Genomic DNA, 15580 nt, shown 5'->3' on the forward strand with positions numbered 1-15580 from the left:
ATCAGAACTCGTATCGTTTGACGCTTTGAGCCTTGCCGTCGGCGGTAAATGCCATCACGTCATAGTTATCCTGCCTGCCGGTTTCCATGCCTGGTGTGCCATGTGGCATGCCAGGGACAGCGAGGCCGAGTATTTTGTCGCCGAATGGTTGAGAACGTGATTTCAGGTAGGCCTTGATGTCGTCCGCTGGAACATGACCCTCGATCACCACGCCGTCGATAATGCCGGTATGACAAGAAGCCATGTCCCGTGGAATCTGATGTTGGGTTTTGATTTCGTTGATGTTGCTCGTGTTCTCAATGTTCACTTCGAATCCATTGCTCTCAAGGTGCTCTGCCCAGTCGGCACAGCATGAACAATTGGGGCTCTTGTAAACGGTAATTGCATGATCGGTTTTACCCGATACGCCGTTTACTAGAGTGGGTTCCGCTTGCATTTTGGAACGATCCTCGGCGGACATGCCGGACATCATTCCCATCATGCCGCCCATGGTCTCCATGTGTTCGCCCATCATGCCCATACCTTGCTGTTCAGGCTTGTGGGCAAAAGCGGAAACGCTAGCGATGGCGGCGGCAAGAACAGCACCTGCACCGATCATTTTGAACGTAGTGGTTTTCATCGTCATTCTCCTTACGCGCAGATCCGGATCCGTGTAGCCATTGCCAGAACTGCTTTTGTGTTCGAGCGGATATTCTTGTGCCGAGCTTTGGAGCCCGGACTCGGCGGAACAGTGGTTCAGGAGCGAGAATCAGGTGGGGGCGTGAGAACGTCTGAGATAGGACTCTGATATTCCGCACTGATCGGTGCGGCACGAAAACCTGTGGTGGGCCGAATACTTGGAATGGAGCTTGCGCCTGTTAGCGCATATAGCGGTATTAAGGGGCATTGCGCTGCGATCCGCAAACAGTTCATCTTCTCAGGATCACTGCAGTTCGTCGGTACCTTGGCGGTGCCAGATTCCAAATCAGCCGAATAATCTTGACCCATTCCACGGCAATGAGTCTCACTGCCAATCGCATCAGTGGCACCCATTGCTACCCCAGCTAGACCCGATGGTACGGTGCCGAGCAAAAGCAGAATACTTAGCAATGCGGTGGTGACGTTTCGGAAGAGCATTGGTCGACCCGGATTAAATACCAAAGGTGATCATAAAACCCTTGAGCTGCTCATACGTCAAGCACTGGGCTAGGTTATACCGATACCACCTCTGAGAACCAAGTCACTAACGCACTCACGCTACCTTTCTTCCCAATTCACAGAGGTAATATTTAATGCCTCAACTGCATGTCCCGGCGGATTGGCAAGAACAACTACGGAAGGAAAACGGCTGGTGTGGTCGGTGCTTATGCAGGTGCCTATTGTGGGTATGCTGCCGCGACGGCTGGCGCTTCAGTACCAATCCCCACTCCCGCGATAGTTAGATGGCCTGGTCTCGGATAGGCCCAAGTCACCAGTCTTCTGCGTGCAATCCTCAGGGTGCCTTCGGAGAGCTTGCTTTTTTCAGCTTCAGCCAGTTCTCAGCCACTATCTTGAAGGTATCGCTTTTCTCTTGCTCAGCGGCTTTCTCCTGCTTTTTGAACTCATCGGGGTCTACGCCGTCAGCGATTAACGCTCGTGCCTCGGACTGTCGATTTCGGGCGAATTTCAGTGAAACGTCTGGGTGTACCCAAAAGGTTGTGGCTGAGCATAGATATAGATGGACTAAGGACGGACTGGATTTCAGGTAGAAATCGTTTTAAAACGATTGGATGTGGAGGGTCTTGATGGAAGGGTAACTGGTACCCCCGGCAGGACTCGAACCTGCTACCTTCCCCTTAGGAGGGGGACGCTCTATCCAGATGAGCTACGGGGGCAATTTCTCAGGAAGGGCGGTATGATAGCGGTCTGAAGCGGGCGGCTCAAGGTGTAGCCCAGATTCCTAGGTATCCCGGAGTGAACGTTGCCTGATCAGTTTTTCCTAAGTGTGGTGATGCCGGTGTGGAACGAAGCAACCGGCATTGAAAGTACCCTCAAAGCGCTGGCGCCGCTGAGACGTGCCGGCCACGAAATCATTGTGGTGGATGCTGGCAGTGACGATGGCACTGCTGCGCTCGCACGGCCACTGTGCGATCGGGTTGTCGATGCGGAAAAGGGCCGTGCCGCCCAAATGAACGCCGGTGCAACGGTCGCCCGTGGCAATTTGTTGCTCTTCCTGCATGCCGATACCCGGCTTCCTTCCGATGCTCTCCCGCGTTTACAGAACTTTATGGCGACCCGCCGTGCCTGGGGTCGGTTCGATGTGCGCTTGAGCGCGCAGCGGCCTCTGTTTCGTGTGATAGCCTGGTTCATGAACACCCGGTCCCGGTTGACGGGAATCTGCACCGGCGATCAGGCTATGTTCGTTCGCCGTGATGTGTTTGAAGCTCTGGGTGGTTTTCAGTTGCTGCCGCTGATGGAAGACGTCGAGTTTTCCCGGCGCCTGCGTCTGGCCTCCCGTCCGTTTTGTGTTCGTTCGCCCGTGATCACCGACAGCCGGCGCTGGGAAAAATTGGGGCCGTGGCGTACGATTTTTCTGATGTGGCGGTTACGCTGGCGCTATTGGCGCGGCGAGTCGCCGGAATCCCTGGCCCAGGCCTACCGCTCGGATGTCCGCAATGCCTGATACCAACTGCTCGAAAGCAGTGTTAATGCAATTCGCTAAATGGCCGGAAGAGGGCCGGGTAAAGACACGTTTGATGCCGGCGCTCGGTGCCGGTGGTGCTCTTCGCGCTCACGTCACCCTGACTCTGGCGGTTCTCGACAACCTCTGTGCCACCGGTTATCCGGTGCAATTCTGGTGGGATCGCGAACTTGAACGGGTTCCTTTGGAGGCCGATTCTATCGTGCATAACCTGGAATGCGCTGGCCTGGAGCAGAAAATCCAGCAAGGTGGGACGCTCGGCGACCGGATGCTGGCTGCGCTGACCTCTTCTCTGGAGCAGCACTCCCGGGCCGTGGTGATTGGCAGCGATTGCCCCTCGGTGGATCCACAATACGTGCGTCAGGCGCTGGATAAGCTGAATGAATTTGATGTGGTGCTCGGTCCGTCTGATGACGGCGGCTACGTCCTGATCGGCGCCAGCCGCGTGGTGCCGGGTATGCTGGATGACATTGACTGGGGAAGTGAGCGGGTTCTGGCGCAAACCCAGGCCCGGCTTGAACAGCTGGGGCTCTGCGTCAGTTTGCTGGAGCCCCGCTGGGATGTGGACGAGCCCGAAGACTGGGCTCGCTTTCAGCGCCTGATTGAGGCCTAGTTCAGCCGGCTGGCACCGGTGGCAGGGCCATCAATCGGCTCAGGCTGCCATCGGCATTGGTTTTCTCTTGGCCCGTGACCACCTGCAAGGCGCGCTGCCGTTCAATAATTGCCTGCTTGAACGTCTCCACTAGTTCCGCTTTGGTTACGGATGCAATGGCGTTGGCCAGTTTTTCTCGGGAGTCAAAGCCGGCGGCGTTGCGGTCGATTTCGCGCCAGTAACGGCTGGAAATGTCTCCGAGCTTGCGGTCGCGTTCCAGTAATTTGCTGATCACCGCCTGCTTTTCGCGCTTTAGGCTGGCTTCGTCCAGGCCAGAGATAGTCGCTTCAAACCCTTCGGAAAACTCCCGCACGGCCTGATCAATCTGCGCCGGGCTGGCGCCTGGAGACTGCACTACAAAACCAAGAGCCGGGGTTTCCAGTATCTCGAAAGGCGTAGCGTAGACGATGTACCCAAGCTGCCGGTTGGTGCGCAGTTCTTCGTAGAACGGGCTGCTGATGATTTGCGCCAGCAGCCGGAAACGCGCGCGCTCCTTAAAGCCGGTATTGTCGCCTTGAGTGTAAAGGGTGTAGCCGGTGTCCGGATGTTCAACGTCCAGGGTCACCTGGGTTTCCTGTGCCGGAAGCTGACGTACCCGGCTCCGGTCGACGGTGGCTATGGCGCTGTCATCAAGCACGACCGCCCGAACCTGCTGCGCCAGGTTGAGCGCGTAGGCGTGGGTGAGGTTGCCGTGGGCCAGCATCACCGGGTCCACCTCGGCCAGCAATGCCTTTGAGAACGACTTCAGTTCGTCCAGAGTGACTTCCCGGGCCGCGGCCAATTTGTCCTCGGTGCTCCAGGCACCTTCGATAAGTGCGGTCTGGATGAACTCGGAGGTTTGTTCCACCGGGCGATTTTTGGCTTTGTTCTCCAGGCTGTCCACCAGATTCTGGCGGGCAATATCAAACCGTTGACGGGTCAGCGTCGGCTCTGCCACTTGCATAAGAATGCGGTTCATCAGGGTGTGGAGCTTGTCGCTGTAACCGCCGACACGCACGGTCACGCCGCGCAGGTGCGGGTACACACTGTAGTCCAGGCCGGCGAGACGCGCCGAGTAGGCCCAGGCGTTCAGGTTGGTGTTCACCGCATCCACCAGCAATTGCGTCAGCACGGTGCTGCGGGCCGACACCCGCGCCGCCGGGGTTCTCAGGCTCAGGAAAACGTTGGCCTTGGGCGTATTGAACCGGGTATCCCGGGCAAACCAGATTTCCAGGCCGTCGCGACTGGCCAGCTGAGTTGGCTGGTTCATGCTTGGGCCGGGCACCATGCCGAGTTCTTCAGGCACAAAGGGGTTTGGCTGGGGCAGGCGAAGCTGGGTTGCCAGTTTTGGCAGTGCGTTGCGTAGCAGGCGCTCTGGCTCAAGGGCCTGCTTTTGCCATTCGGCGCCGTACCAGGCGGTCTGCTGCGGGCTCTCAAGGGCCGGTTCCGGGGCCAGCACAAACACCATCAGGTTCTCTGGGGTGAGGCGATCAAGAATGGCCGAATATTGCTCGGGAGCATAGCGCTCCAGCAACCAGGGCGCACTGAGAACGTCTTTGGTCGGGTAGTGTTGCAGCTGCCGGGACAGGGACATGACCTCATGGATGGGGTCGCTTTGTTCCCGGAACCGGAAATCGATCCGGGCGAGTTGTTGCATTTCCCGGAAGCGCTGTTCGCTGATGCCGTTGGCTCGAACCTGGGCGATGTACTCGAACATCAGCGGAAGGATGTTGTCATCGCGGCGCAATCCTTCCGGTGTCAGCGTCATGCTGATTTCCAGCGTGGCACTCTCGCCGGTATCCATGCCCAGTCCGGCGGACAGGCTTTCCACCAGTCCCGCGCGCTTGAGTACATCGAACAGACTGCCCGGGCCTTCGTGGCCCAACAGGTTGGCGATGTAGCTTGCCGGTTTGGTGCGGTAATTCGCTTCCTGGGACGGAATGGGGAACGACAGAGTCAGGCTTCGCACATCCTTGATGGCATCAGCAGTGACTTTAGCTGGCAGTGCTTCAGGGAGGTAAAAGGCAGCCGGGTGTGGTTTCTGCGTGAGCTGGCGGTTTTCAATGGCATCGAAGCGACTGCGTACCATCTGCTCTAGCTTATCCAGCGGTTGCGGGCCATACACTGCCAAGGTCATCAGATTGGCGGAGTAGCTGTCTTTCCAGAACTGAATCAGATCGGGCCGCAGCGGGTTGTCCTCGGTATTCTCCAGCGTACTGAGGTTGCCCACTGCAAACTGGTTAAAGGCGTGCTCGGGGTTGCTGGCCGCCTTTTTGACCGAGTAAAAGCGCCGACCATCTTCCTTTTGTTTGGAGCTGAACTCTGAATGCACAGCATTGCGCTCACGGTCTACCAGTTCCGCGGTAAACAAAGGGGCCGCAAACTGCTCGGCAAACCGGTCCAGCGCAGGCTCCAGAAACTGGGCCTCAACATCAAAGAAGTAGTTGGTGTCCTGGAAGGCGGTGAACGCGTTGTGACTGCCGCCGTGGCTCTTGATGAACTGCTGGTATTCGCCGGGCTCCGGATACTTTTCAGTACCCAAAAACAGCATGTGCTCGAGGAAATGGGCAAGTCCCTCACGATCCGCTGGGTCGTCGCCGCTACCGACGGCAACATTCAACGAAGCAGCCGCCTTGTCGGCGTCCTCATCCGAGACCAACACTGCGCGCAGGCCGTTATCCAGCTCAAGGATGCGATAGTCATTATCGTCGCCTGGGCTCTTGGTGGGCGATTCGGCGGCAAGGGCCAACGCACTGCTGAAGAGCAGGGCGATCAAAGCCAGGCTGCCGGCGAAACGTGGGCGCGCGATGGTGGTACGGAGGGTGCCAGTGCTCATAAGGCCTCGTTCTTTGATTGCGAGTTCAGACTTGCTCAGTGCATCAGAGCGTTGCGGGTAGTTTCCGGCTGCTGATCAAGAGTTTTCCGGGCCAGGTCTGCGGCGCTATCGGCATTAAGCTGGCCGGAAGCGATACGTTCTAATACGGTGGCCATGATGGCAACAGATTGCCGGTACTCAGAGAATTCAGCCTGGAATGCGGAATCGATGGCTTGGTACACCGCTTGAATCTTTTCTTCGCGGCTGCCGGAATGTTCGGCGGTATCATTAATGGCCTTGAGGCAGGCGCGGGCAATGGTGATGTAACGTTCGGCGTTGGGATCGTCTTTGTTCATGATGGTTTCCGCAAGTGCTTGATTGGAGCTTGTGTTGATGACGCCAGGCGGCGCAATAAGTTCCCGATTATGTCATTGCTGGCGGGGTGTTTCATTGCTTTCCGGTAATCGAGCGCAAGGGCGTGCAGTGATCGCTTGATGTGCTAATCTCAGAACCGTTGTGTCGGCTCGACAGACAGGCGCCCCGAGCGGCTCCCTGTCTAAAGTTAGAGTAATGGCTCTAATAAAAACAACAAGTTACAGAGCAAATGCTCTAAAAAAGTTCGATACATGAAGGTTGCAATTAAGTACAATGCCGTCATTCCCGGCAATTCTTACGACTAAAGTCTAAGAGGGTACCGGCATGGATAGACAATAAATAGGCAACAACCAGGGTGGAGAATTGATGAACTATTTCCTGACCGGTGGCACCGGATTCATTGGCCGTTTTCTCGTTGAAAAACTGTTGGCACGTGGGGGCACGGTTCACGTACTCGTGCGCGAGCAGTCGCTCGGCAAGCTTGACCAGCTGAGAGAGCGCTGGGGTGCAGACGAGTCGCAGGTGAAGGCCGTTATTGGCGATCTCACTAGCAAGAACCTTGGCATCGATGCCAAGGCCATGAAAGCGCTGGAAGGTAACATCGATCATTTCTTCCACCTGGCTGCCGTGTATGACATGGGTGCCGACGAAGAAGCCCAGCAGGCGACCAACATTGAAGGCACTCGCGCTGCAGTGAATGCTGCTGAAGCCATGGGTGCCAAGCACTTCCATCACGTGTCTTCCATTGCCGCCGCCGGTATGTTCAAGGGCACCTTCCGCGAAGATATGTTTGAAGAAGCGGAGAAGCTGGATCATCCCTACCTGCTCACCAAGCATGAATCTGAAAAGCTGGTGCGCGAGGAGTGTAAGGTTCCGTTCCGTATCTACCGTCCGGGCATGGTCATTGGCCATTCCAAGACCGGTGAAATGGACAAGGTTGATGGTCCCTATTACTTCTTCAAGATGATCCAGAAAATTCGTCACGCGCTACCGCAGTGGGTTCCCACTATTGGTATCGAGGGCGGCAGACTGAATATTGTACCGGTGGACTTCGTGGTTAACGCCATGGACCACATTGCCCATCTGGACGGTGAAGACGGTAAGTGCTTCCACCTGGTGGATTCCGACCCGTACAAGGTTGGCGAAATCCTGAACATCTTCTCGGAAGCGGGTCACGCGCCCAAGATGGGTATGCGCATTGACTCCCGTATGTTCGGATTCATCCCGCCGTTCATCCGCCAGAGCCTGAAGAACCTGCCGCCGGTGAAGCGACTGACCAGCGCACTCTTGGATGACATGGGCATTCCGCCTTCCGTCATGTCCTTCATCAACTACCCAACCCGTTTCGACGCCCGTGAAACTGAGCGGGTGCTGAAGGATACCGGTATTGAAGTGCCGCGGCTCACCGATTACTCCGCAGTGATCTGGGATTACTGGGAGCGCAACCTGGATCCCGACCTGTTCAAAGATCGCACTCTGCGCGGAACCGTTGAGGGGCGGGTGTGTGTTGTGACTGGCGCAACCTCCGGTATCGGCCTTGCCACCGCGCAAAAGCTGGCGGACGCAGGTGCCATCCTGGTTATCGGTGCCCGCAAGCCGGAGCGCCTGAAAGAAGTGGCTGAGGACCTTGAATCCCGCGGCGCCAGTGTGCACGCCTACCAGTGTGACTTCTCAGAGATGGAAGACGCCGACCGTTTCGTGCAGACCGTTCTGGACAACCACGGTCATGTCGATGTTCTGGTTAACAACGCCGGCCGGTCAATCCGCCGTTCCCTGGATCTGGCCTTCGACCGTTTCCACGATTTCGAGCGCACTATGCAGCTGAACTACTTCGGTTCCGTGCGCCTGATCATGGGCTTCGCACCGAAGATGCTGGAGCGTCGTCGCGGACACGTGATCAACATCTCTTCCATCGGTGTACTGACCAACGCGCCGCGTTTTTCCGCGTACGTAGCGTCCAAGTCCGCCCTGGATGCGTTCAGCCGCTGTGCGGCAGCTGAGTGGTCAGATCGCAACGTCACCTTCACCACCATCAACATGCCGCTGGTGAAGACGCCGATGATCGCGCCGACCAAGATCTACGATTCTGTGCCGACTCTGACTCCGGACGAAGCAGCCGACATGGTTGCCGAAGCCATTGTCTACCGTCCGAAGCGCATTGCAACGCGTCTGGGTATCTTTGCCCAGGTACTGCATGCACTGGCGCCGAAGATGGGTGAGATCGTGATGAACACCGGCTACCGCATGTTCCCGGATTCACCGGCAGCGGCGGGCAGCAAGTCTGGCCAGAAGCCGAAGGTGTCGTCCGAGCAGGTGGCCTTCGCGGCGATCATGCGTGGCATCTACTGGTAAGCTAGCGCCCAGTGATGAAAAACCCCGCCTTGGCGGGGTTTTTTATGACTGTTACTCCGATTCTTCCACCGGTGGCGGTGGAAACCCACCCAGCTCTTTCCAGCGGTTGACGATGCCGCAGAACAGATCGGCGGTTTTTTCGGCATCGTAGGCGGCGGAGTGCGCCTCCTTGTTGTTGAACGGAATGCCGGCCAGCTTGCAGGCCTGGGCCAGAACGGTGTGGCCATAGGCGAGACCGGCCAGGGTAGCGGTGTCGAACGTTGAGAAAGGGTGGAACGGATTGCGCTTGATGTCCGAACGCATGGCAGCGGCAAAGACGAAATTATGGTCGAAGGTGGCATTGTGGCCCACCAGCACCGCTCGCTTGCAGTCAAAGGCTTTCACTGCCTTCCGAATAGGCGTGAAAATTTCGCTCAGGCCTTCCCGTTCGGGGACGGCTTCCCGCTCCGGATTCCACGGATCAATGCCGGTGAAATCGAGGGCCGACTGTTCCAGGTTGGCGCCTTCAAACGGATCGATTTGTTGTACGTGGGTCTCGCCACGCACCAGGTAGCCGTTTTCGTCCATGGTCAGCAGCACGGCGGCCACTTCAAGGAGGGCATCCCGTTCCGGGTTGAAACCTGCGGTTTCCACGTCAACAACCACGGGTAAAAAGCCGCGAAAGCGGCGGGACAGCGGATGCGGTTCTTTGTTTTCGTCAGTCACTCAAACTCCGGTCGTGCCAGGTGATAAAAAGTCAGGATGGTTTTTTACGCAAGGCGCCAGTGAACGGTTTCACCCGCCTTCAGTGGCACGATGTGGCCGTTGGCCAGCGGTAGCTGGTCCGGCATGGTCCAGGGCTCGCGCACCAGGGTAACGGTGTCGCTGTTGCGCGGCAGACCGTAGAAGTCTGCGCCGTTGAAGCTGGCGAATGCTTCCAGTTTGTCCAGAATGCCAAGCTCATCGAACACCTCTGCGTACAGGCTCAGTGCGCCGTAGGCTGAGTAACAGCCGGCGCAACCGCAGGCGGCTTCCTTGCGGTCCTTGGAGTGGGGCGCCGAATCGGTCCCCAGGAAGAAACGCTTGTCACCGCTGGCGACGGCATCGCGCAGGGCCTGTTGATGGCGGTTACGCTTCAGAATTGGCAGGCAGTACAGGTGCGGCCGAATACCGCCCACCAGCATATGGTTGCGGTTGTACATCAGGTGCTGGGGCGTCAGGGTTGCGGCCAGGTTGTCACCCTTGTGTTGTTGCACAAACTCCGCGGAATCCGCGGTGGTGATGTGCTCCAGAACCACCTTCAGGTTGGGAAAGGCTTCCATGGTCGGGGCCAGAACCCGCTCCAGGAAGACCTTCTCACGGTCGAAAATGTCGATGTCTGCGTCGGTGACCTCGCCGTGAACCAGCAGCAACATGCCACATTCGGCCATGGCATCCAGTACGGGGTAGATGTTGCGAATATCCTTCACACCCGACGCCGAGTTGGTGGTCGCACCGGCCGGGTAGAGTTTTGCAGCCACCACACCCGCAGCCTTGGCTTCTCGGATAGTCTCTGGCGTGGTTCCCTCGGTCAGATACAGAGTCATCAGCGGTTGGAAGTCGGTGCCCTCGGCGGCCGCCAGGATTCGGTCCTGATAGGCCGTCGCGTCAGTCGCCGTAACGACCGGCGGTACCAGGTTCGGCATGATGATGGCTCGCCCGAAGCAGGCTGCGGTGGCTGGCACCACGTCGGCGAGAATGTCGCCGTCGCGAACGTGCAGGTGCCAGTCGTCGGGCCGGGTGAGGGTGATCTGATCGGTCATGGGCGGTTTCCGCGATTCGGTCAGTGGGCCATGGCCCTGAGAAAATTTTGCGGATTATAGCAGAAGGGGCGAGTGTTTGTTTTTGTATCCGGCGCTAAAGTCGGTGCGACGGGCGCCGTTAAACAGGCTATATGCTGAAATACCCAAGAGCGTCGGTAAACCGTTATGGCATCCAGCTTTCCCAAATCATTTCCGAATCTGCTCGGCGCCTTGGCGCTTGGGGTGTCGGCCTCTGTTGATGCCGCGAGCTACGGTGCCGGTATCGAGAACAGTCAGTGGTACCTGTCGGAGTCCGTTTTTGAATGCGCCCTGGTGCATGAAGTTCCCGGATACGGCAAGGCGGTCTTCCGGCACCGGGCAGGGGAGCAACTGACGTTTTTCCTCGAATCGTCATCCCCGTTGATGCGACCGGGCCGGGGTACTCTGGTGGTGGAAGCACCGGCCTGGCGGCCAGGTGTTGCGCCCAGGTCCATGGGCAAAGTGACGGTGTCGGACAGTAATCGTCCGGTGCTGCTGGATACCCGTCAGGCTATGGTGCTAGTCCAGGGCCTGTTGCAAGGTATGCGCCCCACCGTCAGCCGGGAATCCTGGTTTGATGGCCGCCTGGTGCGAGTGCACGTATCTAACGTCAATTTCTCCGGGCAGTTCCAGAACTACCGGGCCTGCACCGCGAATCTGCTGCCGGTGAATTACGACCAGATCCGCCGTTCCCGCATTCCGTTCGCCAGTGGCAGTTCCAGTCTGTCCGACGGCGATCGGGCATTGCTGGACAACGTAGTCACCTTTGTTTTGGCTGACCCCAGCGTCGAGAGAGTCTTCGTTGATGGCCACAGTGACCGCCTGGGCAGCCGGATTGACAATCGGGCGCTGTCTGAAAAGCGCGCCAATGTGGTGGCGGACTATCTGAAAGCCCGAGGTATGTCCGAGGATTTGATTACCGTGCGTGCCCATGGCGACCAATACCCGGTTTCACGGCGCCCGGCGGACAACCGCCGAACCAACATTCGCTTGCAGCGTGAGGGCGAGCGCCCCGAGCTTCAGCAGGCCAACGGTTATGGCGGCGATTCAGCCGAGGATGGTCCGGGTTAATTGACCGACTTTAGTACCTGTACATGAGCCGCAACGCTTTCAGCCAGGGCCTTGAGGTGATAACCACCTTCCAGGGTTGAAATGACCCGGTCATTGGCGTGGTCACGGGCCACGCCGACAATCATTTCTGTTAACCAGCGATAGTCTTCCACTTCCAGATTCAGTTCCGCCAGGGGATCCTGCGCGTGGCCATCGAAGCCGGCTGAAATCAGGATCAGTTGAGGATCAAAGTCTCGCAGTCTCTGCATCCAGGCATTCTCGATGGTCTTGCGGTATTCGATGGCAGCGCAGCCAGCGGCAATCGGGGTGTTGATGATGTTGCTGGCCTGTCTGTGAACGTGGGAGTGCGGGTAGAACGGGTGCTGGAAGCTTGAGCACATGAGAATGCGCTCATCGCCACCGACAATGTCCACCGTGCCATTGCCCTGGTGCACATCGAAATCTATGATGGCCACCCGTTCCAGCTGGTGGAAGGTCAGGGCCCGCATCGCGGCCAACGCGATGTTGTTGTAGAAACAGAACCCCATCGATTTTGCCCGTTCAGCGTGGTGCCCAGGTGGTCGTGCACAGACAAAGGCATTCGTTACCTGGCCACTCATAACCATGTCCACGGCCTGCACATTGGCGCCAGCTGACAGACGAGCGGCCCGCAAGGTATCCGGCATCATTGCGGTATCAGGATCGGTAAACACCCGGCCACGGGTCGGCTGCATCAGGTCGAGTTGGTGCAGATACTGTTCAGGATGTACGGTCAGTAATTGATCACGGGTGATTTCTTCCGGGCGGACCCAGTCCAGATTCTGATCCAGACCGGTTTCGGCAAGGTAACTGAGAATGGCTGAAATCCGCTCCGGGCACTCCGGATGTCCCGGGCCCATGTTGTGCTTCAAACAGTCGTCGTGGGAAAAAAATGCCGTGGTCATACGTGTCTGAACGCCCTGAATCTGCTTGTATTTTCACCAATGTTATCAGGGAATAAACTAGGCTGCCGTGTTTCTTTGGTCGTAAAGCCAGGGCTAGCCGTTTTACATCGATCGATCTGGGCCTAAGATAAGAAGGTCAGTCATAACTTACCTGATTTCTGAGAGTTACCACCTTTAGCGCCAAGCGCCTGACACCCAAGGAGAGTCTGTTTGAGTACCCGATACCTTGAAAGTCTGTTTAATCCCGCCTCCATCGTCGTAATTGGTGCGTCGGAGCGGTCGAACAGCCTTGGTGGCATGGTGCTGCGAAACCTCATGGGCGGCGGCTATCCCGGCAAGCTGTTGGTGGTCAACCAGAACGATTACGACAACGTTCATGGCGTTCCCTGCGTCAAAAAGGTCGCCAAGATGGATTTTTCGCCAGAGCTGGCGATTATTTGTACGCCGCCGGACACGGTTGCCAAGACCATCAAGCGGCTGGGCGAAGCGGGCGTGCGTACGGCCATTGTAATGACCGGGGGCATGTCCCGGACTCACAGTAAAACCGGGCAGCCGCTGATGTATTCGGTACGCGAAGCCGCGCGGGAGACTGGCATTCGCGTGCTGGGACCAAACACCATCGGGCTGATGGTGCCGGCCCGGAGTCTGAACGCGACCTACGCGCACATGGGTGCGATTCCCGGCAAGGTGGCCTTCGTTGGCCAGTCCGGTACCATCGCCAGCTCGGTAATAGACTGGGCCTTCGCCCGGGGGGTGGGTTTTTCCTATTTCCTGACTCTTGGTGATGGCATGGACATCGATCACGATGACCTGATCGATTACCTGGCGCAGGATACCCAGACTCGCGCTATCCTGCTGCACATTGAGAATATACCCAACCCGCGCCGGTTCATGTCGGCGGTCCGGGTTGCGTCCCGGACCAAGCCAGTGATTGCGGTGAAATCCGGTCGTGTGCCGGAGTCGGAATGGTTTGCCCACCAGCTTCCGGCTGGTTTGTATCGAAGTGATCCGATCTACGACGCTATGCTGCAACGAGCCGGTGTGTTGCGGGTGGATGGCCTTGGCCAGATGTTCGATGCCCTGGAAACGCTGACCCGGATGCGGCCGCTACGCCGCGAAACCCTGGCCATCATGGCCAATGGGGTAGGGCCGGGTGTGTTGGCGGTTGACCGGTTGGCGGATCTGGGCGGAGAACTGGCCCAGCTATCAGATCAAAGCATCGAAGCGCTGGCCGAAATGCTGCCACCGTACTGGACTCGCCGAAACCCCATCGACCTCAACTACGATGCCTCGCCTGAGCTGTATTCAAAAGCCATCAAGGTGCTGGCCAAAGACCCGGAAGTGGCCAACGTGCTGGTCATGTACGCGCCCAGTCTGACTGAAGACAGTCTGCAGATCGCCGATGCGGTGGTCCAGGCCGCTCAGGGTACGCGCTTGAACGTGTTTACCTGCTGGCTCGGCCAGAGCACGGTGATGGATGCCCGGGACGAGTTCTATCAGGCAGGGGTGCCTTCGTTCTTTAGCCCGGAAAAAGCGGTCATGGCCTTCATGCAGCATGTTCGGCACCAGCGGGTGCAACGCTTGCTGACTGAAACCCCGGAGTCGTTCACTGATCATTATGCCGATCGCAGTCATACCCGACGGGTAGTGCTCAAGGCCTTGCGTGCTGGCCGCAATCATCTGTCGAACCAGGAAGCGCGGGAATTGACTGCGGATTACGGCATTAACACCATCGACACCATGTACTGCGACGACATGGAGGAAGTGCTCGAGGCCTTTGCGGTGGAGCGCCGGCCGGTGGATATCACCATCATTCATGAGCAGGCCTGTCAGCCGTTCGTCAAGCTTAGCCCCAGTCAGCGTCGTTACAAGGGGACCATGCAGAAGCTGAACGGCGAGCCGGCGATCATCGACGCATGCCGTTACTTGATGGAAGAGTACCGGCTGCATTTTCCTGATAGCGGCTTCCTGGGATTTGCCGTCCAGTATTCGTACCAGCACGTCGGTGGCGTCGAATTCAGCGTTGGCATCACCCGGGATTCGCTGTTTGGGCCATTGGTGGTGTGCGGGGCCTCTGGTGCCGAGATCAACGTTACCACCGACCGTCAGATTGCATTGCCACCGTTGAATATGGTGCTGGCGCGGGAGTTGCTGCGGCGGACCTACATGTACAAGCTGCTGAAAGAAAATAGCCTGCAACCGGACGAGGACGTTCGGGCAGTGTCCGAAACCCTGGTGACCCTGTCCCAGATCGTGATCGACATTCCCGAAATTCAGGGCCTGGAAATTTCGCCGCTGCTATTTAACGAGCAGGGCGCCGTTGCCGTCAACATTGCTATCAGTGTCTGCGACCAACCGAGCCAGCCAATCATTCAGGCCTATCCCCGGGAGCTGGAGGAGTGGATCGTGCTGCCGAAATCCGGGCGCCGGGTTATCATTCGCCCGGTACTGGCCCAGGACGAGCCGGCACACCGTGCCTTTCATGAGCTGCAGTCTCCGGAATCCATTCGTTACCGGTTCTTCCAATACCGCAAACACTTCTCACGGGAAGATGTGGCGCAGATGGTCCAGATTGATTACGATCGCGAGATGGTGTTCATTGCGAATGCGCCCCGTGAAGACGCTGAGGGCGAGGAAACCCTGGGCACGGTGCGCACCTGGACCGACGCCGACAACCTGCAGTGCGAATTCGCGGTGATGGTGCACGACAAGATGAAAGGCGAGGGCCTGGGTGTCGCGCTGATGCAGAAGATGATCGATTACTGTCGAGCTCGCGGCACGGTGGAAATGGTGGGTAATGTGCTACCTGATAACCGACCAATGCTACAACTGGCAGAGCATCTGGGCTTTGAGGTCAAGTACAATCTGGAAGAAGAAGTGATGGATCTCCGGCTGGTGTTGAATGAGCCGGAAAAGGATTGGCAGCGGGAGCGGCTGGGCAAGAGCTCCCACTAG

12 protein-coding genes and 1 tRNA gene are annotated in these 15580 nt (G+C 57.8%); 5 read left to right on the top strand and 8 right to left on the bottom strand.

Annotated features, from left to right (window positions below):
• Position 1 precedes the first annotated feature (1 nt).
• From QUE89_RS06300 to QUE89_RS06305, 3 genes are all read right to left on the bottom strand, one after another.
• Complete coding sequence (locus QUE89_RS06300; RefSeq protein WP_286222829.1) at positions 2-436, bottom strand: DUF411 domain-containing protein; 435 nt, start codon at positions 434-436, stop codon at positions 2-4.
• A gap of 1035 nt (positions 437-1471) precedes the next feature.
• Complete coding sequence (locus QUE89_RS17350; protein ID WP_353506803.1) at positions 1472-1723, bottom strand: integrase arm-type DNA-binding domain-containing protein; 252 nt, start codon at positions 1721-1723, stop codon at positions 1472-1474.
• Between the two features lie 53 nt (positions 1724-1776).
• A tRNA-Arg gene (locus tag QUE89_RS06305) sits at positions 1777-1853 on the bottom strand.
• A gap of 86 nt (positions 1854-1939) precedes the next feature.
• Here QUE89_RS06305 and QUE89_RS06310 point away from each other — a divergent pair.
• Both QUE89_RS06310 and QUE89_RS06315 read left to right on the top strand, forming a co-directional pair.
• The gene (locus QUE89_RS06310; RefSeq protein WP_286222362.1) at positions 1940-2641 is read left to right on the top strand and encodes a TIGR04283 family arsenosugar biosynthesis glycosyltransferase; all 702 of its coding nucleotides are present in this window, start codon (positions 1940-1942) and stop codon (positions 2639-2641) included.
• Between the two features lie 25 nt (positions 2642-2666).
• Positions 2667-3272 (top strand): TIGR04282 family arsenosugar biosynthesis glycosyltransferase, encoded by a 606-nt coding sequence (locus QUE89_RS06315; RefSeq protein ID WP_286222363.1) that lies wholly within the window; start codon positions 2667-2669, stop codon positions 3270-3272.
• Position 3273: 1 nt separating this feature from the next.
• Here the strand turns inward: QUE89_RS06315 and QUE89_RS06320 are convergent, their stop codons facing one another.
• Positions 3274-6126 (bottom strand): insulinase family protein, encoded by a 2853-nt coding sequence (locus QUE89_RS06320; RefSeq protein WP_286222364.1) that lies wholly within the window; start codon positions 6124-6126, stop codon positions 3274-3276.
• 35 nt (positions 6127-6161) lie between these two features.
• Positions 6162-6461: a hypothetical protein gene (locus tag QUE89_RS06325; RefSeq protein ID WP_286222365.1), complete on the bottom strand. Its 300-nt coding sequence runs from the start codon at positions 6459-6461 to the stop codon at positions 6162-6164.
• Positions 6462-6846: 385 nt separating this feature from the next.
• On the opposite strand from QUE89_RS06325, the gene QUE89_RS06330 reads away from it, so the two are divergent.
• Entirely contained in the window at positions 6847-8832 is a 1986-nt protein-coding gene (locus QUE89_RS06330; protein WP_286222366.1) for an SDR family oxidoreductase, read from the top strand.
• Positions 8833-8883: 51 nt separating this feature from the next.
• Here QUE89_RS06330 and rnt read toward each other — a convergent pair whose 3' ends face one another.
• Together rnt and pyrC are read right to left on the bottom strand one after the other, a co-directional pair.
• Complete coding sequence (gene rnt / locus QUE89_RS06335) at positions 8884-9537, bottom strand: ribonuclease T (protein WP_286222367.1); 654 nt, start codon at positions 9535-9537, stop codon at positions 8884-8886.
• A gap of 44 nt (positions 9538-9581) precedes the next feature.
• Complete coding sequence (gene pyrC / locus QUE89_RS06340) at positions 9582-10613, bottom strand: dihydroorotase (protein WP_286222368.1); 1032 nt, start codon at positions 10611-10613, stop codon at positions 9582-9584.
• Between the two features lie 165 nt (positions 10614-10778).
• On the opposite strand from pyrC, the gene QUE89_RS06345 reads away from it, so the two are divergent.
• Positions 10779-11702 carry a flagellar protein MotY gene (locus QUE89_RS06345; protein ID WP_286222370.1) on the top strand — a complete coding sequence of 308 codons (924 nt, stop codon included), beginning with the start codon at positions 10779-10781 and terminating at the stop codon, positions 11700-11702.
• Here the strand turns inward: QUE89_RS06345 and QUE89_RS06350 are convergent.
• Entirely contained in the window at positions 11699-12625 is a 927-nt protein-coding gene (locus QUE89_RS06350; protein ID WP_286222371.1) for a histone deacetylase family protein, read from the bottom strand. The genes QUE89_RS06345 and QUE89_RS06350 overlap by 4 nt on opposite strands.
• A gap of 210 nt (positions 12626-12835) precedes the next feature.
• On the opposite strand from QUE89_RS06350, the gene QUE89_RS06355 reads away from it, so the two are divergent.
• Positions 12836-15580 (top strand): bifunctional acetate--CoA ligase family protein/GNAT family N-acetyltransferase, encoded by a 2745-nt coding sequence (locus QUE89_RS06355; RefSeq protein WP_286222372.1) that lies wholly within the window; start codon positions 12836-12838, stop codon positions 15578-15580.

The sequence above is a fragment of the Marinobacter sp. LA51 genome (assembly GCF_030297175.1).
In the GTDB taxonomy this organism is placed as follows: domain Bacteria; phylum Pseudomonadota; class Gammaproteobacteria; order Pseudomonadales; family Oleiphilaceae; genus Marinobacter; species Marinobacter apostichopi.